The organism is Lysinibacillus sp. FSL K6-1151, from assembly GCF_038630755.1.
Taxonomy (GTDB): Bacteria; Bacillota; Bacilli; order Bacillales_A; family Planococcaceae; genus Lysinibacillus; species Lysinibacillus fusiformis_D.
On record NZ_CP152040.1, the window covers coordinates 3,990,162 to 4,014,649 of the forward strand.

General features: G+C 38.7%; 21 protein-coding genes. 2 read left to right on the top strand and 19 right to left on the bottom strand.

The window, feature by feature from the left end; translation table 11 throughout:
* Positions 1 to 171: 171 nt before the first annotated feature.
* Complete coding sequence (locus tag MHI04_RS19340) at positions 172 to 1,533, bottom strand: trypsin-like peptidase domain-containing protein (protein WP_058844189.1); 1,362 nt, start codon at positions 1,531 to 1,533, stop codon at positions 172 to 174.
* Positions 1,534 to 1,713: 180 nt separating this feature from the next.
* Between MHI04_RS19340 and MHI04_RS19345 the strand changes: the two genes are divergently transcribed.
* A complete protein-coding gene (locus MHI04_RS19345) occupies positions 1,714 to 1,869 on the top strand; it encodes a hypothetical protein (protein WP_157492969.1) in 156 nt (51 codons plus the stop codon).
* Positions 1,870 to 1,942: 73 nt separating this feature from the next.
* On the opposite strand, the gene glpK is transcribed toward MHI04_RS19345, so the two are convergent.
* The 4 genes from glpK to MHI04_RS19365 form a co-directional block, all read right to left on the bottom strand.
* A complete protein-coding gene (gene glpK, locus MHI04_RS19350; RefSeq protein ID WP_330493936.1) occupies positions 1,943 to 3,439 on the bottom strand; it encodes a glycerol kinase GlpK in 1,497 nt (498 codons plus the stop codon).
* A gap of 19 nt (positions 3,440 to 3,458) precedes the next feature.
* Positions 3,459 to 4,262, bottom strand: coding sequence for an MIP/aquaporin family protein (locus MHI04_RS19355; protein ID WP_036123422.1), 804 nt, complete (start codon positions 4,260 to 4,262; stop codon positions 3,459 to 3,461).
* Between the two features lie 162 nt (positions 4,263 to 4,424).
* Positions 4,425 to 4,982 (bottom strand): glycerol-3-phosphate responsive antiterminator, encoded by a 558-nt coding sequence (locus tag MHI04_RS19360; protein WP_036123424.1) that lies wholly within the window; start codon positions 4,980 to 4,982, stop codon positions 4,425 to 4,427.
* 67 nt (positions 4,983 to 5,049) lie between these two features.
* Positions 5,050 to 6,693, bottom strand: coding sequence for a glycerol-3-phosphate dehydrogenase/oxidase (locus tag MHI04_RS19365; protein ID WP_342504407.1), 1,644 nt, complete (start codon positions 6,691 to 6,693; stop codon positions 5,050 to 5,052).
* 332 nt (positions 6,694 to 7,025) lie between these two features.
* Between MHI04_RS19365 and MHI04_RS19370 the strand changes: the two genes are divergently transcribed.
* Positions 7,026 to 7,205, top strand: a complete 180-nt coding sequence (locus MHI04_RS19370; RefSeq protein WP_036123441.1) for a hypothetical protein — start codon at positions 7,026 to 7,028, stop codon at positions 7,203 to 7,205.
* Positions 7,206 to 7,354: 149 nt separating this feature from the next.
* Here the strand turns inward: MHI04_RS19370 and MHI04_RS19375 are convergent, their stop codons facing one another.
* The 14 genes from MHI04_RS19375 to MHI04_RS19440 form a co-directional block, all read right to left on the bottom strand.
* Positions 7,355 to 8,323, bottom strand: coding sequence for a tRNA-dihydrouridine synthase (locus MHI04_RS19375; RefSeq protein ID WP_101966914.1), 969 nt, complete (start codon positions 8,321 to 8,323; stop codon positions 7,355 to 7,357).
* Between the two features lie 195 nt (positions 8,324 to 8,518).
* Positions 8,519 to 9,886: a 23S rRNA (uracil(1939)-C(5))-methyltransferase RlmD gene (rlmD, locus tag MHI04_RS19380; RefSeq protein ID WP_340835705.1), complete on the bottom strand. Its 1,368-nt coding sequence runs from the start codon at positions 9,884 to 9,886 to the stop codon at positions 8,519 to 8,521.
* Between the two features lie 109 nt (positions 9,887 to 9,995).
* Positions 9,996 to 10,118, bottom strand: a complete 123-nt coding sequence (locus MHI04_RS19385; protein WP_004225690.1) for a hypothetical protein — start codon at positions 10,116 to 10,118, stop codon at positions 9,996 to 9,998.
* Positions 10,119 to 10,132: 14 nt separating this feature from the next.
* On the bottom strand, positions 10,133 to 11,158 hold the full coding sequence (locus MHI04_RS19390; RefSeq protein WP_036123446.1) for a cytochrome d ubiquinol oxidase subunit II: 1,026 nt from the start codon (positions 11,156 to 11,158) through the stop codon (positions 10,133 to 10,135).
* Complete coding sequence (locus tag MHI04_RS19395) at positions 11,155 to 12,501, bottom strand: cytochrome ubiquinol oxidase subunit I (RefSeq protein WP_036123448.1); 1,347 nt, start codon at positions 12,499 to 12,501, stop codon at positions 11,155 to 11,157. The genes MHI04_RS19390 and MHI04_RS19395 overlap by 4 nt, the downstream gene beginning before the upstream one ends.
* A 556-nt stretch (positions 12,502 to 13,057) precedes the next feature.
* Positions 13,058 to 13,972, bottom strand: a complete 915-nt coding sequence (locus tag MHI04_RS19400) for a diacylglycerol kinase (protein WP_036123451.1) — start codon at positions 13,970 to 13,972, stop codon at positions 13,058 to 13,060.
* A 73-nt stretch (positions 13,973 to 14,045) separates the two neighbouring features.
* Entirely contained in the window at positions 14,046 to 14,609 is a 564-nt protein-coding gene (locus MHI04_RS19405; RefSeq protein WP_036123452.1) for a thioredoxin family protein, read from the bottom strand.
* A 157-nt stretch (positions 14,610 to 14,766) separates the two neighbouring features.
* Positions 14,767 to 16,194 carry an Asp-tRNA(Asn)/Glu-tRNA(Gln) amidotransferase subunit GatB gene (gene gatB / locus MHI04_RS19410; RefSeq protein ID WP_036123454.1) on the bottom strand — a complete coding sequence of 476 codons (1,428 nt, stop codon included), beginning with the start codon at positions 16,192 to 16,194 and terminating at the stop codon, positions 14,767 to 14,769.
* Between the two features lies 1 nt (position 16,195).
* On the bottom strand, positions 16,196 to 17,659 hold the full coding sequence (gatA, locus tag MHI04_RS19415) for an Asp-tRNA(Asn)/Glu-tRNA(Gln) amidotransferase subunit GatA (protein ID WP_058844195.1): 1,464 nt from the start codon (positions 17,657 to 17,659) through the stop codon (positions 16,196 to 16,198).
* Positions 17,660 to 17,683: 24 nt separating this feature from the next.
* On the bottom strand, positions 17,684 to 17,971 hold the full coding sequence (gatC, locus tag MHI04_RS19420; RefSeq protein WP_004225708.1) for an Asp-tRNA(Asn)/Glu-tRNA(Gln) amidotransferase subunit GatC: 288 nt from the start codon (positions 17,969 to 17,971) through the stop codon (positions 17,684 to 17,686).
* Between the two features lie 232 nt (positions 17,972 to 18,203).
* Positions 18,204 to 19,343 (bottom strand): CamS family sex pheromone protein, encoded by a 1,140-nt coding sequence (locus MHI04_RS19425; protein WP_036123459.1) that lies wholly within the window; start codon positions 19,341 to 19,343, stop codon positions 18,204 to 18,206.
* Between the two features lie 110 nt (positions 19,344 to 19,453).
* Positions 19,454 to 21,457 carry an NAD-dependent DNA ligase LigA gene (gene ligA, locus MHI04_RS19430; protein WP_340812173.1) on the bottom strand — a complete coding sequence of 668 codons (2,004 nt, stop codon included), beginning with the start codon at positions 21,455 to 21,457 and terminating at the stop codon, positions 19,454 to 19,456.
* A 14-nt stretch (positions 21,458 to 21,471) separates the two neighbouring features.
* On the bottom strand, positions 21,472 to 23,724 hold the full coding sequence (pcrA, locus tag MHI04_RS19435; RefSeq protein WP_036123463.1) for a DNA helicase PcrA: 2,253 nt from the start codon (positions 23,722 to 23,724) through the stop codon (positions 21,472 to 21,474).
* Between the two features lie 32 nt (positions 23,725 to 23,756).
* Positions 23,757 to 24,446 carry a heptaprenylglyceryl phosphate synthase gene (locus MHI04_RS19440; RefSeq protein ID WP_101966911.1) on the bottom strand — a complete coding sequence of 230 codons (690 nt, stop codon included), beginning with the start codon at positions 24,444 to 24,446 and terminating at the stop codon, positions 23,757 to 23,759.
* Between the last annotated feature and the right edge of the window lie 42 nt (positions 24,447 to 24,488).

Consider the following 24,488-nt stretch of genomic DNA (forward strand, 5'->3'; position numbering starts at 1 on the left):
TCCGTCACAGAGGACAAAAGGGCATGACAAAGCAAAGATATTAGCTTAAAAATATCACATAGCCCTTTTCAGCCTCTCTGGACCGTATTAAAGGATTTATATATCGTTCATTTATACCGTTCTACATTCTATAAGATTACGAATAAAAAAGCAATGGTTGAATAGTGGAAATTAGCCTGATACTTCAATAAAGTTTTGGGCAAATTGATAAATCAAATGAGCTGGTACAGCTAAGTTCAGATTCTGACCATCATCAAAGCCTGCTGTTATCAAACCGACCAATCGTCCATGCATATCCAATAAAGCACCACCAGAACTGCCATTGGAAATAGCAGCCGTAAATTGAATCATAGACATTTTTCGAAGATCTCGAAAGCCTGAAACAATTCCATCAGAAACCGAATTAAATAATCCTAAAGGACTGCCAATCGCCACAATTTTTTGCCCGCGAACTAATTGACCCTCTATTTTAACGGGCAAAGGTAGACTTGTTCTGTCTACCTTCAAAATAGCCAAATCATGCATGTCATGATATTTCACAAATTGATGGGTAATATACTCGTTTGGATCATTTTCATATAGCACTGAATAATAGTTCCCACCACCTATAACATGCAAGTTCGTCAAAATATAGCCATCGCGATGGAGAACAACTCCAGAACCAAAACATAACACCTTACCATCTGCACCAAATGTCTTTATCATCACAACAGACGTCGCTAAAGAAGCCAACTGTTCATAACTACACTCTTCTGTAGTAACCATGCTAGTACTAAGGGCTGGGAGAATCGTCGGTTGTTGTGATGGTATGCTTTTCATCGTGAGCACTTTAGGGATTATGAATTCCTTTTCATAGCAATTACGACAACTCTGCAAAGTAGATGATGCTGCTATGATAGGATACAAATTAGTGATATCCCCTTTAGGGTTCATATAACATATATCGCAGCCAAGTGTCGATAAAAAATATAAGAATAATGATTCATGCTGCGTAATGTCTCCTATAAAAACAATTTTAAAGGATGCTTGATTTTCCTTAGAAAAAATTTGTGGTAAATAATAATCCATCCAATATAAAAATTTAACTGCAAAGTTTTTTAGTAACGTGTCATTAGCATGCGGCTGATGTTCTTTAAAAAGATGGAGAATTTTTTTAAAGCTAAGCTTTTTTGTCCATTCAAGTTGATCATTCGCTAATTTATCGCATAAAGATGTCTCATACAGTAACTGCATACTATCAGCAGCAGCCTGCCAATCTCCCCAAAGCTCCGACAGTCTATCTGCATCTTTCTTATTATTGATGACCTCAAGCCTATGTAGTCGTAAATAAAATACGCTTTGCTTTGTGAAATACTCATCCATTTTTAAAATATCTTCTTTATAAAGATCTACAGAATCAGGTATACCAATATAACGTAGAAAGATTACTTCCTTCGTAAGGGCATTATTGTTAGGACTAATCTGCATAAACTCCTGAAAAGGATTGGCTAACTTTTTATACTTAATTTTTAACGGTCTCGTTGTCACAACCATCTTCATACAACTCCTATAAAACGTCATTACATATAATGGTACTTATATACAATTCTCTGATTTCTCTCTAAATCCTCTATTCCTTACGAACAAAAAAGCCCAACTCTATAAAGAATTGGACGTTTTCTTCACCTTTCTTAAATAAAAACAGACAAAAATACTTATCAGAAGTAATAGCTAATGCAAATGGCAAAACAGCTATACGAAGAGCTGCTTGAAAAAGAAATCATACCAGAAGAAAATGAAAAGGAATTAGCATTGAAAGTCCTCGCTCAAATGATCGAAAATTTGAGGACTCATTGGACATTCGTTACGAGCTATCTGGAGACAACATAAAAAATAGAGAAATCCGAATTCGGATTTCTCATTAATTGAAGCTAGTTATACCCCAGCCTCTCAAATGGTTTGCTTACTTAAATACTTGCGCTGCGGCAACAGCCTTTTTCCAGCCTGCATAAATATTGTCACGATGCTCGTCACTCATATTTGGTGTAAATTGACGATCTAAATTCCAATACTTACCGATCTCCTCTGTTGAATGCCAATAGCCAACTGCTAAGCCTGCTAAATAGGCAGCACCTAAAGCTGTTGTTTCATTGATAACTGGGCGATCAACAGGGACATTTAATAAATCTGCTTGGAATTGCATTAAGAAATTATTTGCCACAGCTCCGCCATCTACACGCAATTTTGCTAACGGAATATTAGCATCTGCTTCCATCGCTGCTAATACATCCTTTGTTTGATAAGCTAATGATTCTAGTGTCGCACGTACAAAATGTTCCTTCGATGTCCCACGTGTTAAGCCAAAGACAGCTCCTCGTACATCAGAATCCCAATACGGTGTGCCTAAACCAACAAATGCTGGGACAACATAAACTCCATCTGTTGACTCCACACGCGTCGCATATTGCTCTGATTCACTCGCATTACGGAACATACGCAAACCATCACGTAGCCATTGAATCGCTGAGCCTGCTACAAAAATACTGCCCTCTAAAGCATACGTTACTTTACCATCTAAGCCCCAGGCTAATGTTGTCAATAAGCCATTATTTGACTTCACTGCCTTTTCGCCTGTGTTCATTAACATAAAGCAGCCTGTGCCATATGTGTTCTTGACCATTCCTTCTTCAAAACATGCCTGACCGAATAATGCTGCTTGTTGGTCACCAGCAGCACCCGCAATTGGGACAGCAGAGCCAAAGAATAAAGCCTCCTCTGTATAGCCATAAATTTCAGAAGAAGGACGTACTTCTGGCAGCATAGAAGCAGGAACAGTTAAAATTTCTAACAGTTCTTCATCCCACTGTAACTCATGGATATTATACATCAATGTACGAGAAGCATTTGAATAATCTGTTACATGTACTTTCCCACCCGATAACTTCCAAATGAGCCATGTATCAATTGTACCGAATAGCAACTCTCCTGCCTCAGCTTTTTCACGTGCTCCCTCAACATGATCTAAAATCCACTTCACTTTTGTGCCAGAGAAGTAAGCATCGATTAATAAGCCTGTTTTATCACGGAATAAATCATTGTAACCGCTTTCCTTTAACTGCTCACAAATTTCATTCGTTTGACGTGATTGCCAAACAATTGCGTTATAAACAGGTTTGCCAGTATGTTTATCCCACACTACGGTTGTTTCGCGTTGGTTTGTAATCCCAATCCCTGCAATTTGGCTTGAATCCACACCTTTTTCTGATAACACGGTTGCAATACAAGATAGGATAGATGACCAAATTTCCTCTGCATGATGCTCTACCCAGCCTGCTTGTGGAAAATGTTGTTGGAATTCTTGTTGGGCAGTGTGTACAATTTTACCCTTTTCATCAAATAGAATAGCTCTTGAACTTGTTGTGCCTTGGTCTAACGCTAAAATATATTTTTTTTCTGACATAGAAATCCCTCCAAATAAATTAGTCTTCAACTTGAACATTCTTGACAGTTAATTGTGCCCCTATGAAAATAGTAACAACAATCACTGCAACAATCCAAAATGCTATACTGTTTTTCCCTTCAAATATTTGTTGGAAAAACAATGCACCAAATGTACCACCAATAATTGGACCTACAACTGGTATCCATGCATATCCCCAACCAGAATCACCTTTTCCTGAAATCGGCAAAATAAAATGGGCAATACGTGGACCCAAATCGCGGGCAGGGTTAATCGCATAGCCTGTTGGGCCACCTAAAGCCATCCCAATCACAATAATTAACAGACCAACTAAAAATGGATTTAAACCATCTGTAATCGTATTTGTACCTAACGCTAAAATGCCTAATACTAAAATAAATGTTCCTATCATTTCAGATAGTAGATTTGATAAAGGATGCTTAATAGCTGGCATTGTGGAAAATGGCGCTAATTTTGTATCTGCATCTGCTGTTGCCTGCCAATGTGGTAAATACATAAAGTAAACAAGCGTTGCTCCTAAAAATGCACCAATCATTTGTGCTGCAATATATGCTGGTACATCTCCCCATGGGAAATTGCCAATCGTGGCAAGAGCAATGGTTAGTGCAGGATTTAGATGAGCACCGCTAATTCCCCCTACTGCATAGGCTGCCATTGCAACAGCAAGTCCCCATGCAAAGGTAATAACAATCCATCCACCACCAAAGCCTTTCGATTTGTTTAGCACAGTACCAGCTACAACGCCGCCACCAAATAAAATAAGAATCATTGTGCCGACCAGCTCAGCTGTAAACGTAGACATAGTGAAGTCCCCCTTTGTGATAATAGCCCATAGAAAACAAAAAGGAACCCACATTTAATCAAACTACATTAAAACATGTAGATGAACAAATGTGGGTTCCTTTTCCTAACCACGCGCTTATGAACTTAAGTTCATTTTAGAGAAAAAAACATACAGAGTCAACTATTTATTGAAATTTTCCCATAATTTCTTATTAGATGTTGTAACGGCGATAGCGCCCCCAGTTAACGCTTCTTCAATATTGTCCACTGTACGCACTAAGCCACCTGTAATAACAGGGATTTGTGTCCGCTCATAGATTTCTTGAATCATAGACGGAATAATGCCTGGTAATAGCTCAATATAATCAGGCTGTGCTGTTTCAATCATCGAATAACTTTTTTCAAGAGCAATCGTATCAATCAAAAACACACGTTGAATAGCCATAATTCCACGAGCTTTGGCTTTCATTAGCATATTGGAACGAGTTGAAATAATACCAGCGGGACGAACATCATTACATAAAAAGTCCGCTGCAAAATTATCCGTTTTTAAGCCATGAATTAAATCAGCATGAATAATTAATTTTTTTCCATGCCGATGTGCCTCACGCTTTAAAGACATCAATAAGCTAATATGCACCTCCAAGAGGACAATATAAGTGAATGGACTTGCTATTATTTCGTCAAACTGCTTAACAGTACGCGCTGCAGGAATTACCTGTTGATTATCAAAATGCATACCATTCTCTCCTTCCCTTATAATACAGGGTAAATGCTCACCTTATATTATGAGAGTAACTACCTCATTATAGCGCAGTTGTCGCTCGTTTTATTTCTTTCTTAACATCTTCTTCATATTGTGTACGTTGCTGTGCTGTCCAGTTGAGTTGCTTAGCCATTTCATCTAAAATAGCCTCTTTATATTGTTTAACAATGGCCATTTGGAAGAACATATATCCTGTACGACGAACCATAAAGTCATTCGGATGAACGACCATTTCATGATGAATACCATACATTAATTGTGCATACAGCCATGATGGTAAAACTGGATGTCCTTCCTTTACATAGTTAAAGACAATATCTACATTGCTACCATAATGCTGTGTTAAAAATTTAGCCTCTTCTTCGGATAAGCCTAATTTTTTGCCTAATCTTGTATGGTCATGTAAGAAGGCATATAATTTCTTTGAACCGCCAATATCACCACCAGAAATTGGTATTTTCTTTGTTGTACATGGAGAAGATTGAATGCCAAATTGTTGCTCTAGTTCTTGTGCAATCGTATTTAATACCGTTTCAGCCATTTTACGGTAGCCTGTTAATTTCCCACCTGCAATTGTTACAAGTCCCGATGGTGATACCCACACTTCATCCTTACGAGAAATTTCAGACGGATTTTTTCCGTCCTCATGAATCAACGGACGCACACCTGCCCAGCTTGATTCAATATCCGCATCTGTCACCTTTACATTTGGGAACATATAACGAATCGCGTTCATTATATAATCACGATCCTCTTGATAAATATCCATATTACGAGCATCACCCTCATAAAATGTATCTGTTGTTCCTACATAGGTCTTACCTTGACGAGGAATGGCAAATACCATGCGACCATCAGGTGTATCAAAATAAACAGCTTGTTTTAATGGGAACTTTGATTCATCAAAAACAATATGCACACCTTTTGATAAAATTAAATGCTTCCCTGCCTGCTTCCCTTCAATTGTGCGCACATCATCCACCCATGGACCAGCAGCATTAACCACTGCCTTTGCACGAATATCAATTGTACGGTCTGTTATTAAATCCTTTGCTACAATGCCATTGATTTTTCGCTGTTCATTATATAAGAAGTTTTCGGCTTTCATATAATTAATTAATGTTGCACCTTTTTCAATCGCTGCCTTCGCTACCTCAATCGTTAAACGAGCATCATCCGTACGGTATTCCACATACATACCACCGCCAAGCAATCCCTTTGTTTTCACTAATGGCTCCTTCTCAATGGTTTCAACTGCATTTAACATATAACGACGCTCAGCACGTCTGACTCCTGCTAAAAAGTCATAGACACGCAAGCCAAGATTTGTAGAGTATTTTCCAAATGTCCCGCCCTTATGAAAAGGTAACAGCATCCAAACAGGTGTTGTCACATGTGGACCATTTTCATAAACAATGGCACGTTCCTTTCCTAACTCTGCTACCTCTTTTATTTCAAATTGCTTTAAATAGCGTAAACCGCCATGTACTAATTTTGTCGAACGGCTAGAGGTACCTGCTGCAAAATCCTGCATTTCCACTAATGCTACAGAAAGACCGCGAGCAATAGCATCTAGTGCAATACCACATCCTGTAATGCCCCCACCAATTACTAATAAATCATACTCCCTACCTTGTAGTTCCTCCATTGTTTGTTGTCGTTGTATCGCAGAAGCTGTACTCATACTTTATTTCCTCCCTCATCATTTTAAAGATAAAAAAAGACCATCAAAAGCATATGTACGCTAGGTACATACGTTTTCAATGGTCTCTCAGTTACTCAAACCTGCTATTAACTTACTTTTTATTGTAATATGCACATTCGAAAAAGGCAAGTTTATGTTTTAGCAGTATACTGTTATGTGAAGAAATATGCGCTACGAAAGTAGCTACACATGCCTAAACAAAAACGTTTTTTAGCAAAAGATGATAGCCTCTACTGTTCATTTGAAACTTAATAAACATTTGATCGTAAATATATTAAAAAATTGTAACGGTTAAAAAGGATTGAGAATTTATGAAGGATTGGTGGCAAAGAAGAAAAGGCAAGAAGTACCACAGCGGTTATACATTTTTAGATTTCATTTTTGATGTACTCGTTTGGATACCTGAACTCATTCTCTTGCCTTTTAGAGTCCTTTTCTGGTTACTTAGAGGCATAGGGAGATTGATTGGTGATGTATTTGATTTTGTCTAAAAAATGCTGTTTGCTTATAAAGGTTAAAATTAATAGGAAGATTCATTTGTAGCCTTTATACCAGAAAAAAAGCAAGAGTAAGGAGTGGATATTGCTTACTCCTGCCCTTGCTTTTTATGAATTATGCTCCATTCTTACCAGCTAACAGGTCACTCCATATTATTTGCTTCAAAGTTATCTAGCAATGCACGCACTTCATCTGTTGATTTCGTGTTCATCAATTGGCTTCTTAATTCACCAGCTCCACGGAATCCTTTGACATAAATTTTGAAAAAGCGGTGAAGCCCTGTGATGGAACGTGGTAGTACTTCCGCATATTGATCTTGCAGATCGAGCTGCAGTCTTAAAAGATCAAGATACTCTTTACTGCTATGCTCTTTTGGCTCTTTTTCAAAAGCAAACGGATTTTTAAAAATACCTCGCCCAATCATCACGCCATCAATACCATATTGTTCAGCTAGCTGCAGTCCCGTTTGACGGTCAGGGATATCTCCATTGATTGTTAGTAGCGTATTTGGTGCAATACGGTCACGTAATTTTTTGATTTCCGGAATAAGCTCCCAATGCGCATCTACTAAGCTCATTTCCTTTCTTGTTCGTAGATGAATCGAAAGGTTCGCTATATCTTGTTGTAAAATATGTGTTAGCCACTCCTCCCACTCATTTATCTCCTTGTAGCCAAGACGGGTTTTCACACTGACAGGCAATCCACCCGCTTTTGCTGCTTGAATCAATTCTGCCGCGACATCTGGACGGAGAATAAGGCCACTCCCTTTTCCTCTTGATGCCACATTCGGTACAGGGCAACCCATATTAATATCAATGCCTTTAAAACCGAGCTCTGCCATACCAATACTCATTTGACGGAAATAGTCGGGATTATCCCCCCAAATATGTGCCACCATTGGCTGCTCATCTTCTGTAAAAGTCAAACGGCCACGTACACTTTTCTGTCCCTCTGGATGACAATAGCTATCCGAATTTGTAAACTCTGTAAAAAATACATCCGGCCGACCCGCTTCATTTACTACATGTCGAAAAACAACATCTGTCACATCTTCCATTGGTGCCAGCACAAAAAATGGTCGTGGTAAATCACGCCAAAAATTATCTATCATGTTAAACCCAAATCCTCTCACTATGAATAAAACTCTATACTTTCAGTCCAAAATATAAAGCTCAATTTTACATTTATATCATGCCCAATAACTTTTTGAAAATCAGTCACGTTTATTATATCGAAAATCGTTCTTAAATGGTAATTGTCTAAATAGAAAGCAGATAGTATAGATTTCTCTACACCATCTGCTTTTCTACTCTACTAACGTTAGCCAAGCAACTGCTTCACAATGCGTCGAATGCGGGAACATGTCTACTGGCTGAATTTCCTGTGTTTGATAGCCGCCATCCTCCAAAATACGAAGGTCGCGTGCTAGTGTAGCTGGGTTGCAGGATACATAGACCACTCGTTTTGGCCGTTGCTCTAAAATGGTAGTTAGTAGTGCTTCGTCGCAGCCTTTGCGTGGTGGATCGACTACTAGTACGTCTGCTTCCTTGCCCTCTTTATACCATCTTGGAATAACTTCCTCTGCTGGGCCAGCCTCAAAATAAGTATTTGTAAAACCATTGAGTACTGCGTTGCGTTTAGCATCTTCAATTGCTTGTGGGACAATCTCCACGCCCATGACTGCCTTTGCTTTTTGTGCTAGGAATAAAGAGATGGTACCAATGCCACAATACGCATCAATGACGCGTTCATCCCCCTGCAAGTCAGCATAATCCAATGCTTGTTTATAGAGGACCTCTGTTTGCTCTGGGTTGACTTGATAGAAGGAACGAGCTGAAATCTCAAAACGTACATCGCCAATTGTATCAATAATGATGTCCTTGCCCCAAAGATTGATGGTATCATCACCAAAAATCACATTGGTTTTTTCATTATTCACATTTTGCATAATCGACGTAACGTTCGGAACTAATCTTTGAATCACTGCAACGGCTGCCTCTTTTTGTGGGAACTTTTTCTTTTTTGTTACAAGGACAACCATGACCTCACCTGTTGCTCGTGCTTTACGAATGACAACGTGTCGCAGCATTCCTTCGTGTGTATGCTCATTGTAAGGGCGAATTCCTATCGCCGTTAATTCCTTTTTCAAGCCTGCAAGAATGGCGTCCGCTTCTCCTGTTTGAATTAAGCAACGATCCATATCTACAATGCTATGCGTTTTTGTTTTATAAAAACCTGCAATCGCTTGTCCTTCTTCATTTACAGAGAAGGGGATTTGCGCTTTATTACGGTAATGCCAAGGCTCTTCCATTCCTTTTACAGGAAGCACAGGTGCATTAATTTTACCAATGCGCTGCATCACATTGCGCACCATATTTTCTTTCCACTTTAACTGCCCCTCATAGGATAAATGCTGTAGTTGACAGCCGCCACATTGCTTGAAATAATCACAGGGTGCTACTACTCGATCTGAAGATGGCTTAATAATATCTACAACTTTTGCAAAGCCATAATTTTTCAAGGTTTTCATCACATGTATTTCAGCTGTTTCGTTCGGAAGTGCGCCTTGTATAAATAGTGGGTAGCCATCAACCTTTGCGACGCCATTGCCATCATGTGTTAAATCTTCTATATAAACTGAAAGTCGATCATTTTTTTTCACGGGTGCTGACATTCGTACATCCTCCATTTCAATCTCCTTATTGTAGCATGTGTTGGCGAATGAAAAAAGAACAAGACTTGCCCGTTATATTGTTCTCCTCACTAACTTGAAAAAAGAGCCGCTATTCGCGACTCTTTTCTTGCTCTTTTGTAATATGATAATCCCTTGGTGCCCACCAAAATGCACACAAGATCCCAAGAATGACGACAATAAAAGGTGCATAAAAAATTAAGAAACTTTGCATACCTTGATTTCCTCCTATGCGTGATTGTCTTCTTTTCCTGTCACATAGTTTTTATTGAACAAGAATAGTTTCATCAATAAATAGAGTGAAGGAAGAAGAAGGCACAGCCCTAAAATAAATGCGATGACTAAAGCAACCGCCATTTGTGTGCTTGTAAAACTATCATAAATTGTTAAATACGGATACAGTAAGTATGGATATTGTGCTATCCCATATGCAAAGAAGGCTACAGCAAATTGAGCAATAAGAAGCCCAACTGCAAGTCCGTACTTTTTACGCATGGCAATGAGCATGACTGTAATAATAAATAAGACAGCTGAAATCGCAAACATCCACCATAAATTCACCATGTGACTATAACTTTCTGGGTTAATGGATTTCATTTCATACATAATGCCCAGTGCACTAATCATTAACGGTGCTGCCCAAACAAGTGCATATTTTCGCATCAGTTTAGTCGCTTCTACGTCATTTGCTTTATGAGCATACCACGTTAAAAATACGGCTGAAATATACAGCACAGCAGCGATGCTCAGTACCACAATGCTCCAAGCAAATGGACTTGTATATAAAGTCCAGTAGTTTAGCACAGGTTGCCCATCAATCAGATCAACATAGCCTCCACCAGCAATGGCAAAAACAACAGATAAGGAAGCGGGAATTAATAAACCTGCCACACCGTATGTCAGCGTATACCCTATATGTCCTCGCGTGCCATACGATTCAAAGGCATAGTAGGAGCCACGAATTGCTAACAGTACAAGCGAAATACTGACTGGCACAAGTAAAATCGTTCCGTAATAAAAAGCAGTTTGTGGGAAAAATCCAACGATCCCTACGAAGAAGAATACTAAAAAGACATTGGTTACTTCCCAGACAGGCGATAAATAACGTTTGATAATATTTGTTAAAATATGATTTTTACCAATTAGTAGGCTATAAGCGTTGAAGAAGCCTGCACCAAAATCAATGGATGCGACAATGACATAGCCAAATAGAAAAATCCATAATACGGAAATACCTAATACCTCTAACGTCATAGGATGTCACCGCCTTTTTCAGAGTGGCGATCTTCAATTTCACGCTCGATTGGATTCTTTTTAAACATTCGAACCAAGACGACAATACTTCCTACTGCTAAAACTGCATAAACACCTGCGAACAATAGCATCATTAAATCCACATGGTCACTCGTAGTAGCTCCCTCCGGTGTACGCATTAGACCATACAGTATCCATGGTTGACGTCCAACTTCCGCAAGCCACCAACCTGCTTCGATGGCAATGATTGACAGAGGTCCTCCCGCAACAATAATCCATCTATACCATCGCGAATGAATAAATTGCCAGCCCCGTGCTTTCCCTACAACATAAAGTAATGAAACTAGCACCATAAACATACCAATGGACACCATAATATCAAAGAGATAATGAATATAGAGTGGTGGTAAATCCTCCTCCGCAAATTGATCTAAGCCAATTACCTCTGCGTTAGGATTAAAATGTGCAAGAATGCTCAAAGCATACGGAATTTTAATAGCGTATTTTACTTCTTCTCCATCTAATACACCAAATAATACAAGCGATGCTTTACCCTCTGTTTCAAAATGCCATTCTGCAGCGGCTAGTTTTTCGGGTTGATATTCAGCTAAGTATTTTCCTGAAAAATCTCCAATTACAGCAGCAGCTATGGAGAAAATTAAGCCAATTTTCATAAGTAAAAGCAAGGATTTTTTATGGTATACATGCTTAGAGCCTTTTAACATTCTGTATCCCGCAATAGCTGCTAGTACAAATGCTGATGTCATATACGCTGTCACAAGTACATGCGCTACCTTTGTCGGCATGGCCGGGTTAAACATCGCTAAAAAAGGTTGAATATTGACAAGTTCTCCGTTTACAATATCAAATCCTTGTGGTGCATTCATAAAAGCATTAACAATTGTAATGAAGACCGCTGACATCGACGCTCCAACAGCGACAGGAATTAATAGTAGCATATGTTTTTTCTGACTATCAAAGCGGTCCCATGTATATAAATAGATCCCTAAAAATATAGCTTCAAAGAAAAATGCAAACGTTTCCATAAACAATGGTAATGCAATCGTTTGACCAGCAAGTTGCATAAAGTTAGGCCACAATAATGAAAGCTGTAAGCCAATGGCAGTTCCTGTTACAACACCTACGGCCACAGTAATAACAAAACCACGCGCCCAACGTCTCGCCATTAAGATATAATGCTCATCATTCTTTTTATACCCAGTCCATTGAGCAATCATAATCATCAACGGGACACCTACACCAATCGTTGCATAAATAATATGGAACGATAATGTTAACTCCGTTAATGCTCGACTCCAAAAGACTGCTGATTCATTAATCATCTCATTGCCCCCCTAACTTCCAAATATTCTTCCAAGAATGGAAAGTAGCATAATAATTGCAACACCAAAACTTATCCATATAAGTTTCTTTTCTTGTGACTTATACAAAGGCAACACTTCCTTTCCCTTATCCATACCCCCATTTTCCACTATTACAACGAATAAAACCTTAATAACGGACCGAAATTTCAGGCTATTATTAAGGTTTCAAATTTTGTTCAACTAATATACGCACATTTGCCAAACATTTTTCTAAATTCATTCACAATCTAAGTTCTAAAGATGAAATTGTATAATTTAGTCCATTCCAATTTAATAAAGGAAGCAATCGGATTAAGTAGGTTTTCAGAGATTCTTATGTGGCACAGTTCTGGTTTTCGGCTTCTATTGGGAAGGTTAACTTTGGGAGTGTGGGAGGGGGTAGATATTTTTGGGAGTGGTGAAGCTTTTCTCTTTAGGGGACTTCCTAATATGCAGATCCCTTACTTTTATAAGTACGATCAGATAGAATCCAAAAAGCTCATCCAACTAAAATAGGATGAGCTTTTTGGATTGATTAAATACGGTCTTCTTCTCGAATATCTGCAAGTGGGACAAAGATTTCAATGTGACGCTTCAGATTTTCAAATGTAGCCGGTGCGTCTCCGCCATATTCGCCATCTAGGTTAAGATGGACTTCGTTTTCAGTCGTGACTTTGACAACGCTGGCTTTTTTATAAATGACACGATCGTCATTTAAATGTTCGCCTCGTAATGCCATAGCAGCTAGTTGAATAAACTCTGGAAGGCTTACTTTTTTCAGTACTATTACTGTAAAGTAACCATCATTAATACTCGCATCAGGGGCAAGTTTTTCAAAGCCACCTACTGAATTCGTTAAACCACATAGGAACATCATGGCGTCCCCATCAAATACTTCGCCATCATATTCAATACGCATATGGGAAGCTTTGATGGATGGAATCATTTCTACTGCCTTTACATAATAGGCTAACTGACCAAGCATTGTTTTCATTTTACTTGGTACTTCATAAGTGAGTTCTGTAATGCGTCCCCCAGCAGCAATATTAATGAAATAGCGTTCGCCATTTAAGAGACCCACGTCCACTGGTAATGTGTCGCCTTGAATTATAATGTCTACAGCCTCATCAATATTTCGAGGAATATGCACAGCACGGGCAAAATCATTTGTAGTACCCATCGGAATTAGACCAACTTTCGGACGGTTTTCAAATGGACTTACACCTGAAACAACTTCATTTAATGTGCCATCTCCACCAACTGCGATGATGATATCAAAACCACGCTCTACCGCATTTTTTGCTGCAAGCGTTGCATCTCCCTCACATGTTGTTGCATGACAGGATGTCTCATAGCCTGCTACCTCTAGTTTTTCCAACACCTCTGGTAGATGTTTCTTAAATACTTCGCGTCCAGATGTAGGATTATAAATGATTCTTGCTCGTTTCATAACATACCTTCCTGCTTCATAAGATTCTATTTCATTCAACGAAATTCTACGTTGAAATGTTGCAATGCTCTTGTTATTTTTGTAATGCGTTTGTTACCTGTTTTTTAAAGTCCTCATAGACATACGTCCAGTAAGTTGAGTTCGAGATATTTTCCTCTCGAATTTCTGCATAAAGAGCTTTTTGAGCTTCTTCAAATGTTGGATCTTCTTTATCTGGTAAACTCGCTCGTTTCGTTACGACTAACTCTTGTAATTCAGGCGCACGTGGTCCCCATTTTCCTACAACCTCACCTGCATCATCTAACAACAGATAAATCGGGATAGCACGACCACCGTTTGTTAAATAACGATCAATTAACTCTGTATCAGCATCGCGAAAAACGGTACGCATTTCTAACCCTGCCGCTTCAGCAACACGACGAATAATAGGGTTGTTTAACATAGCGTCTCCGCACCAATCTTCTGTAATAGTTAAAATTTTTGGCTGCTTATCTTTTAGTAATTCGATGAAGCCATCGTTTGTTGGCACTTCAAAACCATCATAAATACGGAAGCTCTCTTCTTTCAACGTCGTCATGTTCTCCATATATTGTTGTATCGAAATAGCTTCTTGAAAATATTGTTGTTCAGTTTTCATTGGCTCGTCCCCCTTATTATTGTCTATTCTATATTTTGCTATGAATACTCTTTTTAAACAACTATTAAGTGTTATAAATTGCAAATTAGTTACATTTTTGAAAATTAATAGCCGAGGGAGCAATAAAGCTCTCTCGGCTATTATGTTACAACGAGTATTATCGTTTGGCAATTTCTTGTTGTAATAATTTATTAACCATTGGAGGGTTGGCTTGACCTTTTGTTGCCTTCATAATTTGACCAACTAAGAAGCCAATCGCACGATCTTTACCATTTTTAAAGTCTTCGATAGATTGTGCATTGTTATCTAAAACTTCTGTTACGATGGCTAGTAGTGCACCTTCATCGGAAATTTGAACTAAACCTTTCGCCTTCACAATATCCTGTGCAGAACCACCGTTTTCTACTAATTCAGCAAATACTTTTTTACCGATCTTAGAAGAAATTGTTCCGTCAGTGATTAATTTCACCATCTCAGCAAGGTTTTCTGGTGTTAGTGCAGTATCTTTAAGGTCTTTTTGTTCCGCATTTAAGTAAGCTGAAACATCACCCATTAGCCAGTTAGCAGAAAGTTTCGCATCTGCACCGTTCACAATCATTGCCTCGAAGAAGTCTGAGATTTCTTTAGAAATAACAAGAACTCCTGCATCATATGGTGTTAAGCCTAATTCTTCTACATAACGTTTTTTACGAGCATCTGGAAGCTCAGGAATTTCTGATTTCACTCTCTCTAGCCATGCATCATCAATCGAAAGACGAACTAAGTCTGGCTCTGGGAAGTAACGGTAATCATCTGTTCCCTCTTTCACACGCATTAAAATTGTTTTACCTGTTTTTTCATCGAAACGACGTGTTTCTTGCTCAATAATACCGCCTGATAATAATACATCTGCTTGACGTAATTCCTCATGCTCTAAACCACGACGAACATAGTTGAAGGAGTTCAGGTTTTTAAGCTCCGTTTTTGTGCCAAATTCTTCTTGACCATACGGACGAAGAGAAATGTTGGCATCACAACGTAATGAGCCTTCTTCCATCTTACAATCAGATACGTCTGTATATTGAATAATTGATTTTAATTTTTCTAGGTAAGCATATGCTTCGTTTGGTGTACGAATGTCTGGCTCAGAAACAATCTCAACAAGTGGTGTACCTTGACGGTTAAAGTCAACTAATGAGTGATCCCCAGCATGTGAAAGTTTACCAGCATCTTCTTCCATATGAAGACGTGTAATACCGATACGTTTTGTATAGCCGTCTACTTCAATATCGATCCAGCCGTTTTTACCGATTGGTTTATCAAATTGTGAAATTTGATAAGCTTTCGGATTATCTGGATAGAAGTAGTTTTTACGGTCAAATTTTGTTTCTTGTTCGATTTCCATATTAAGTGCAAGTGCAGCACGCATTGCGAAATCTACTACATTTTTGTTAAGGACTGGTAGGACACCAGGGTACCCTAAATCAATTACTGTTGTATTTGTATTTGGTTCAGCACCAAAATGAGCTGGTGCTGGTGAGAAGATTTTTGAGTTTGTTTTCAACTCAACGTGTACTTCTAAACCAATGACTGTTTCAAAGTTCATGTTATTTTCCCTCCCACATTTGAGGAACTTGTTTATGGAACTCTGTTGCTTGTTCAAAAGCATGAGCTACACGGTAAATAGTTGCTTCATCGAAGTATTTACCAATAATTTGTAAACCAAGTGGTAGTCCGTTTTCAAAGCCACATGGAATTGAAATAGCAGGTACTCCAGCTAAGTTCATCGGGATTGTTAAAATATCGTTCGCATACATTGTCATCGGATCATCGACGTTTTCACCAATTTTAAATGCTGGTGTTGGGGATGTAGGCCCAATGATAACATCAAAGTCTTCAAATACTTTGTCGTAGTCTGCTTTGATAAGTGTACGTGCTTGTTGCGCTTTTTTATAATACGCATCATACGTGCCGGCACTTAGTGAGTAAGTTCCAAGCATGATGCGGCGTTTTACTTCATCACCAAAACCTTGTGCACGTGTTTCTTTATAAAGGTCCATCAAATTTGTAACATTTTCTGCACGGAAACCATAACGGATACCATCGAAACGAGATAAGTTAGAAGACGCTTCAGATGAAGAAAGGATATAGTATGCAGCAAGTGCATATTTTGAATGAGGAAGTGATACTTCTTCTACAGTAGCACCTAGGCCTTTTAATACCTCTAATGCAGTAAGCACTGATTGACGTGCTGCCTCGCCAACACCTTCACCAAGGAATTCCTTTGGTACAGCAATACGTAAGCCTTTTACATCACCAGTAAGCGCTGCAGCGTAATTTGGTACCTCTACGTTTGCCGATGTAGAATCATTTGGATCTAAGCCTGCGATGGCTTCTAATAATAGCGCATTATCTTCAACGTTGCGTGTAATTGGTCCAATTTGATCTAAAGAAGAGGCAAATGCAACTAGACCAAAACGAGATACACGACCATATGTAGGCTTCATCCCTACAACACCACAGTAAGCTGCTGGTTGACGGATTGAACCACCTGTATCTGAACCAAGAGAGAATGGTACTTCACCTGCTGCTACTGCTGCTGCAGATGCACCTGAAGATCCCCCTGGTACGTGGTTTAAGTTCCATGGATTTTTTGTTGTTTTATAGTATGAGTTTTCGTTAGAAGAACCCATTGCAAACTCGTCCATGTTTAATTTACCAACTGTAATCATGCCAGCTTCACGTAACTTATTGACAACAGTGGCATCATAAATTGGCATAAAGCCTTCTAGAATTTTAGAGGCACAAGTTGTTTCTAAACCTTCTGTTACGATGTTGTCTTTCACACCGATTGGAAGACCAAACAGTGGTCCACGCTCTTCAAATGGGACTTTATCCATTTCAGCAGCTTGTGCAGTTGCTTTTTCTTCGTTTGAAGCAAGGAATGCTTGTACATCGCTGTCAAGCTTTGCAATACGCTCGTATGCTTCTTTCGTTAAGTCAGCGATTGATAAGTTACCTGCTTTCATTTCCGCTTGTAACTCCTTAGCTGAACGTTCAAATAACGTCATGAGGAATCCTCCTATGTTTTAGTATTACATGATAGCTGGTACTTTTACTTGACCATCTTCTTGTTCTTTTACGTTTAACATCATTACTTCACGGTCTAAACCTTTTACAGCTACGTCTTCACGCATTACATTCACTAGTGGTAAAACGTGAGTTGTTGGTTCAACATTCGTTGTATCTAGCTCATTTAACTGCTCCGCAAAGTCTGTAATTTTTCCAAGCTGTTCAGCAAATTTCTCTGCTTCTTCTTCTGTAATAGCAAGACGTGCTAAATTTGCCACGTGCTTTACTTCTTCTTTTGTTAATTTAGCCATTTTTCACACCTCCGAATACTGGTTCAATTCATTGTTTTTATTGATAACAATAGGGTTGAATAAAGTTAACCATGCCAATAATCATAACATTTTTCATATTAAAAATCACAACTTTCACTAAAAATATAGAAACTTTCACTACTATAACAAAGTGTTGTCTCTATCTACCTATTGTGTCCCTCTAATTCTAGCCATCTACATAAAAATATAGCCAGCACAAAGGCTGACTATATTAATCATAGACATGCACGTAAGGGTCCTTATCATTGGCCTTCTTAATGATTAATGCCTCTGGGCCATTTATAGAAGTAACGCTCACCTCAACATGAATATTATCAAATTGATTGATTAGAATACCCGTCAAATATTGCGTAAAGCCTATTATTTCTGCTTTACCGAAAAATTGGATTGGAATTTCAATCGAAAGATTTTGTATTTGCTTATTACGATAGAAGCCTGTTCCGATCACACTTGTATAATTCGAGAAATATTTATCAACGTCTTGCTTAAAAATTTTGAAGTTATTGCTGACATCTCGGTAAACATCCTGTGAATCATCAGTTGGGAACAAGACATAATTTTCATCGATACCTTCCCACTCTGCAATACTGTTCTGTCCAGCTTTTGCTATACCATAGCTAAAATATGACCCTGGAATAATTTGATTGCGAGCTTGCTGCTTAAACAAACCAACAACAATTGGTACATCTTTTAACTCTTCGCGTGTACGTAAACGGGAAACAATTTCAGCGGCCATTTTTTTGCCTTGCTCAACAAGTTCAGCTTCTGAAATTGGTTTTTCGTAATATTCGCCATACTGTTCTTTTTGGTAATAATAAATAGAGTTTAAGGCAAGACCTATTGAAATTCCGCCTAATTTCACTTTATTATCATTCGTTTTTGTTAAGTAATTTTGCTCTACAATGTGGGATAAATAAACGGGAGCCTTCGTTGCCCGTTCTTCTGGTGTCATTGTGTCTGTGGTCGGCGGATTTAATCCATCTTCTGTTTGTGAACTACGGGCAAGCCAAGAGCTCACCGTACTTTCAGCTAAATATTGACCTTCTTGGAAGTAATAGTTTTCCGTGTCAAACTCATTTTGAGATAGACGCATTAAACCAGATTCAACTTCCTTCATATCATATTTCGTATAAATATTAGACACAACAAGACCTCTGCTTGCACTCTCTTTATAAGGAATAAGCGTCTTATAATAGGATTCATCAATTTGTATGCTTGGGATAATTGTTGTTTCAGCTTTTTCTTTCTGTTGCGTTTCCTGTGTAAGCTCTGTTTCCTTCTTGTCAGAAGGTACACAGCCGACTAGCATTGCAGCAGCTACGATTGCTGGAATGAGTCGAAAAGACTTCATTATTTAGTGCTCCTTTACTAATAGTCAGTTTTAGGTCGAAGAATCACTCGACGCCATGATGTAATCGTTTCGCATTCTCCCTGTGAGAAAGATATGCTGTCATGCACTTATTAGATGAGGTTAAGTTGTTCAATTAAGTTGTCTTCATTCCAAACTTCGATACCTAATTGCTCAGCCTTTGTCAGTTTAGAGCCTGCATCTGCTCCTGCGATCACAAGGTCTGTTTTTTTGCTGACACTGCCTGTGACAGTACCACCTAACTCTTCTATTTTCGCCTTTGCTTCGTTGCGTGTCAATTGCTCAAGTTTACCAGTTAAAACAATTGTTTTACCTGCAAAGGGACTATCACCTATAGCTACTTCTACTTTTTTACCTTTATACGTCATATTCACGCCTGCCTCAGCAAGACGCTCAATGACTGCACGTGCATCTTCATTGGAGAAATACTCTACTAACGAAGAAGCCATTTTATCGCCAATTTCATAAATCGCTACTAGCTGTTCCTCTGTTGCTGCCATTACTGCTTCCATCGAACCGAATTGCTCTGATACGATTTTAGCTGCCTTTTCGCCAACATGACGTATACCTAAACCTATTAATAAACGTTCCATTGAGTTTTCCTTTGAGGCTTGAATGGCATTCACTAAATTGGTTGCAGATTTTTCGCCCATACGTTCTAGTTCTACAAGTTGCTCAACTGTTAAATGATATAAATCAGATACATCATGTATTAAATCTGCACGCAATAATTGCTCTACTACTTTATCTCCAAGTCCATCAATATTCATCGCATTGCGAGAAACAAAGTATTTTATGCTTTCCGCAATTTGAGCAAAGCAGGCAGGATTTACACAGCGTAGAGCTACTTCACCTTCAATACGAATCAATTCACTATCACAAACAGGACAATTTTTTGGCATGACATAAGGGACTGAATCCTCTGGACGTTGCTCTATTAGCACACCTACCACTTGAGGAATGATATCACCAGCTTTTCGAATAATGACTGTATCTCCAAGGCGAATATCCTTCTCTCGAATTAAATCTTCATTGTGCAACGATGCACGTTGTACCGTCGTCCCTGCTACTTGTACTGGCGTTAAAATAGCCGTTGGTGTTACTACACCTGTACGTCCTACTGTTAAATCAATAGTAAGTAATGTTGTGACAACTTCCTCTGCTGGAAATTTGTAGGCAATGGCCCAGCGTGGACTTTTGGCAGTGTAGCCTAGCTCATCTTGTTGAGCATACCGATCTACTTTGATAACGATACCATCAATTTCGTAAGCTAAATTCGGACGGTTTTCTGTCCAATGCTCTATAAAGGCCATGACCTCTTCAATTGTCGAGCAACGCTGACGCTCTTTGTTCGAAGGGAAACCAAGACCCTCTAAATAATCAAGCATTTCCGCATGCCCATCAATACCATATAGCTCACCATCTCCACCAATAGCATAGATAAAAGTTGATAATTGACGACTTGCCGCAATTTTTGGGTCTAACTGACGTAGTGAGCCAGCAGCCGCATTACGCGGGTTAGCAAATAATTCTTCTCCATTGTCAGCACGTTGCGTATTTAATTTTTCAAATGATTTTTTTGGCATGTACGCCTCACCACGTACTTCGATTGTCACAGGATCTTTTAAACGTAGTGGGATCGCTCGGATTGTCTTTAAATTGGCTGTAATATCTTCGCCTACAACACCATCTCCTCTTGTTGCCCCTTGTACAAACACGCCATTTTCATATTTCAATGAAATAGCCAAACCATCTATTTTCAGCTCACATACATAAGAAAATTGGTCTCCAATTGCCTGACGTACTTTACGATCGAACTCTCGTAAATCTGCTTCATTAAAAGCATTTGAAAGACTAAGCATTGGATAATCATGTGTTACTTTTTTAAAGCCCTCAACCACTGCTCCACCAACACGCTGTGTAGGAGAATCGGGATAAATGAGTGATGGATTTGCTTCCTCTAATGCGATCAGTTCATGTAATAATTGATCGTATACACTATCAGCTACAACAGGATTATCTAACACATAATAGGCGTGACCATATTCATGCAATATTTTATTTAACTCCGCTACACGCTGTTCTATTTCGTTCATTTATGTTCCTCCGCTTACGCTTTTTCAATCGGTGCAAATTGAGCTAGTAATCGTTTTATGCCAATTGGTTGTGGAAAGGCGATATCAAGCTCTGTACTATCACCTTCACCTTTTACACTGACTACCATACCCGTTCCCCATTTTTTATGAATCGCCTTATCTCCAGCCTTCCAGCCAAATTGATCTCCACCCGTTGCTTGTAAACGAGCTGTAGCAGGCTGTGTTTGTTGAATAGCACCAAGCGTGCGCTTTTGATAGCCAGCTGTTGAACGATTATTAGTGGCAAACGGTAGCTTTGATTCTGCACCTGCCTTAGAAATGGACTCTGTAATGTCTTCTGAAATTTCACCTAAGAATCGGGAGGCGTTATTAAAGCTTGAACGACCAAAAATTGTTCGGCTTTGTGCACATGTTAAATAGAGACGTTCCTCAGCTCGTGTCACGCCAACATACATAAGACGGCGTTCCTCTTCCATCTCATCTTGATCGTCTAAAGAGCGTGAATGTGGGAATATATTTTCCTCCATACCGATAATAAAGACAATAGGGAATTCTAAGCCTTTAGCGGCATGCATCGTCATTAAAATAATATTGCCCTTAGAAGCATCTTCTTTATCTAGTGCATCAATATCAGCAATAAGAGCTAAATCTGTTAAAAAAGCAATTAAGCTTTTATCATCACTGCGCTCCTCAAAAGCCTTTGTGACAGATAAAAACTCTTCAATATTCTCTAGACGACTTTCTGCTTCAATTGTTTTTTCATTTTGCAGCATTGTACGGTAGCCTGATTTATCGATGACTTGCTCCACAATTTCAGTAACAGATAAATAATCCTGCATCTCTGTAAAGCCTTTAATCATTGCATAAAATTGCTCAGCTGAATTTGCTGCTTTCCCAGTTAGACCCATAAATACAAGATCATTCATCGCATCAAAAATGGAACGATCCTGATCAATCGCATAGCGTGCCATTTTTTCAAAGGATGTAGCTCCAATACTACGCTTCGGCTCATTAATAATACGTGCCAGTGATAAATCATCATCATTATTGGCAATCAGTCGTAAATAAGCTAGTAAGTCTTTAATCTCTTTTCGATCATAGAACTTTGTTCCGCCCACTATTTGATAGGCCATATTGGATTTAACAAGTACTTCCTCCATCACACGTGATTGAGCATTCGTACGATATAAAATAGCAAAGTCATCAAATGAACGATTTTCTTTTTCAATTAATTGCTGAATCGTTTGTACAACAAATTGCGCTTCTTCTTGCTCATTATAAGCTTTATATAAGGCAATTTTTTCACCCTCTGCATTTTCTGTGCGCAGTTCTTTTGGGTAACGTGTTGTATTATTTTGAATGACGTCATTTGCCGCCTGTAGGATGCGTTTAGTAGAACGATAATTCTGCTCAAGCATTATGACCTTGGCGTTAGGATAATCCTTTTCAAAAGATAGGATATTGCCAATGTCAGCACCACGCCATCGATAGATGGACTGATCGGAGTCCCCTACAACACAAATATTTTTAAATTTCTTTGCCAGTAACTGTACAAGTAAATATTGAGATTTATTCGTATCTTGGTACTCATCTACATGAATATATTGAAATTTATTTTGATAGTATTCGAGCACTTCAGGCACACGTTTAAACAATGTAATCGTCGTCATAATCAAATCATCAAAATCGAGCGATTGATTGCGGCGTAGTCTTTTTTCATAGCCTTTATAGACACGTGCAACGGTTTGTTCATAAGGGTTTTTATCGTTCATTTGTCCAGCGTAATCGTCAGCAGTAATACATTCATTTTTCGCTGCACTAATCGCATTTAAAATCGCTCGTGGCTCAAAACGTTTAGGGTCAATATTCTCATCCTTCATCACATTTTTGATGACTGATAGCTGATCAGTGGAATCTAAAATGGAGAAATTACGAGATATGCCTAGTTGATCGATATTCCGACGTAAAATTCTTACACACATTGAGTGGAAAGTAGAAACCCACATACTATCGCCGGTACCATTCCCTAGAACGCCATCAATACGCTCGCGCATTTCTCGTGCTGCTTTATTCGTAAACGTAATCGCCAAAATCTTTGATGGATATACTTCCTTTTCTATCACTAAATAAGCAATACGATGTGTTAAAACACGTGTTTTTCCTGACCCAGCACCTGCCATAATAAGTAACGGTCCATCAGTTGTTTTGACCGCTCTTTCCTGTTCAGGATTCATTCCTGCTAGTAAATTTTTTGTTAACTGTTCCATTTTGCACCGCCTTACAAACATTTGTTCTAAAATTATAACGTATTTTTAACAGCCTTAACAGTCGCAAGTGCAGCTTTTAAATCATCATATATAATATTTCCAACTACTACCGTATCTGCAAACTGTGCCATTTCCTCCGCTTGCTTTGCAGATGTTATGCCTCCACCATAAAAGAGCTTCGTATGTTTCAGCTCGTTTTTCACTGCGCGAACTACCTCTAGATCCCCATACATCCCGCTGTACTCGACATAAAATACAGGCAATTTAAAGAAATTTTCCGCCATGCGTGCATAGGCCACTACATCGTCAATCGTTAAATCCGTTTTCGCACCTGTTACTTGTGCTACTTTACAATCAGGATTTAAAATACAATATCCTTCTGCTACCAACTCTTCCCACACCATGATATCTCCGTACTCTTTTATGGCCTCATGATGTAAATTTTTAATCCATTTTGGATCATCACTATTTAATACCGTTGGAATAAAATAATAATCATATCCTGGAGTTACCGCATCAATTGTAGAAATTTCAAGCGCTATTGGTACCTCAAAACGACGTACACGAACAAGCAAATCTAATACGCCATCTAATGTCACATCATCCGTACCACCTACTAAAATGACATCTGTGCCTGACTCACAAATTTTTTCTAGTGCCTCATCTGAGATGTCCTTAGCTGGATCTAGCTTGAACACATGTCTCCATTCTAAATAATCCATTTAATTGACCACCTATCATTTTCTATCTATTCGTTTACAAGT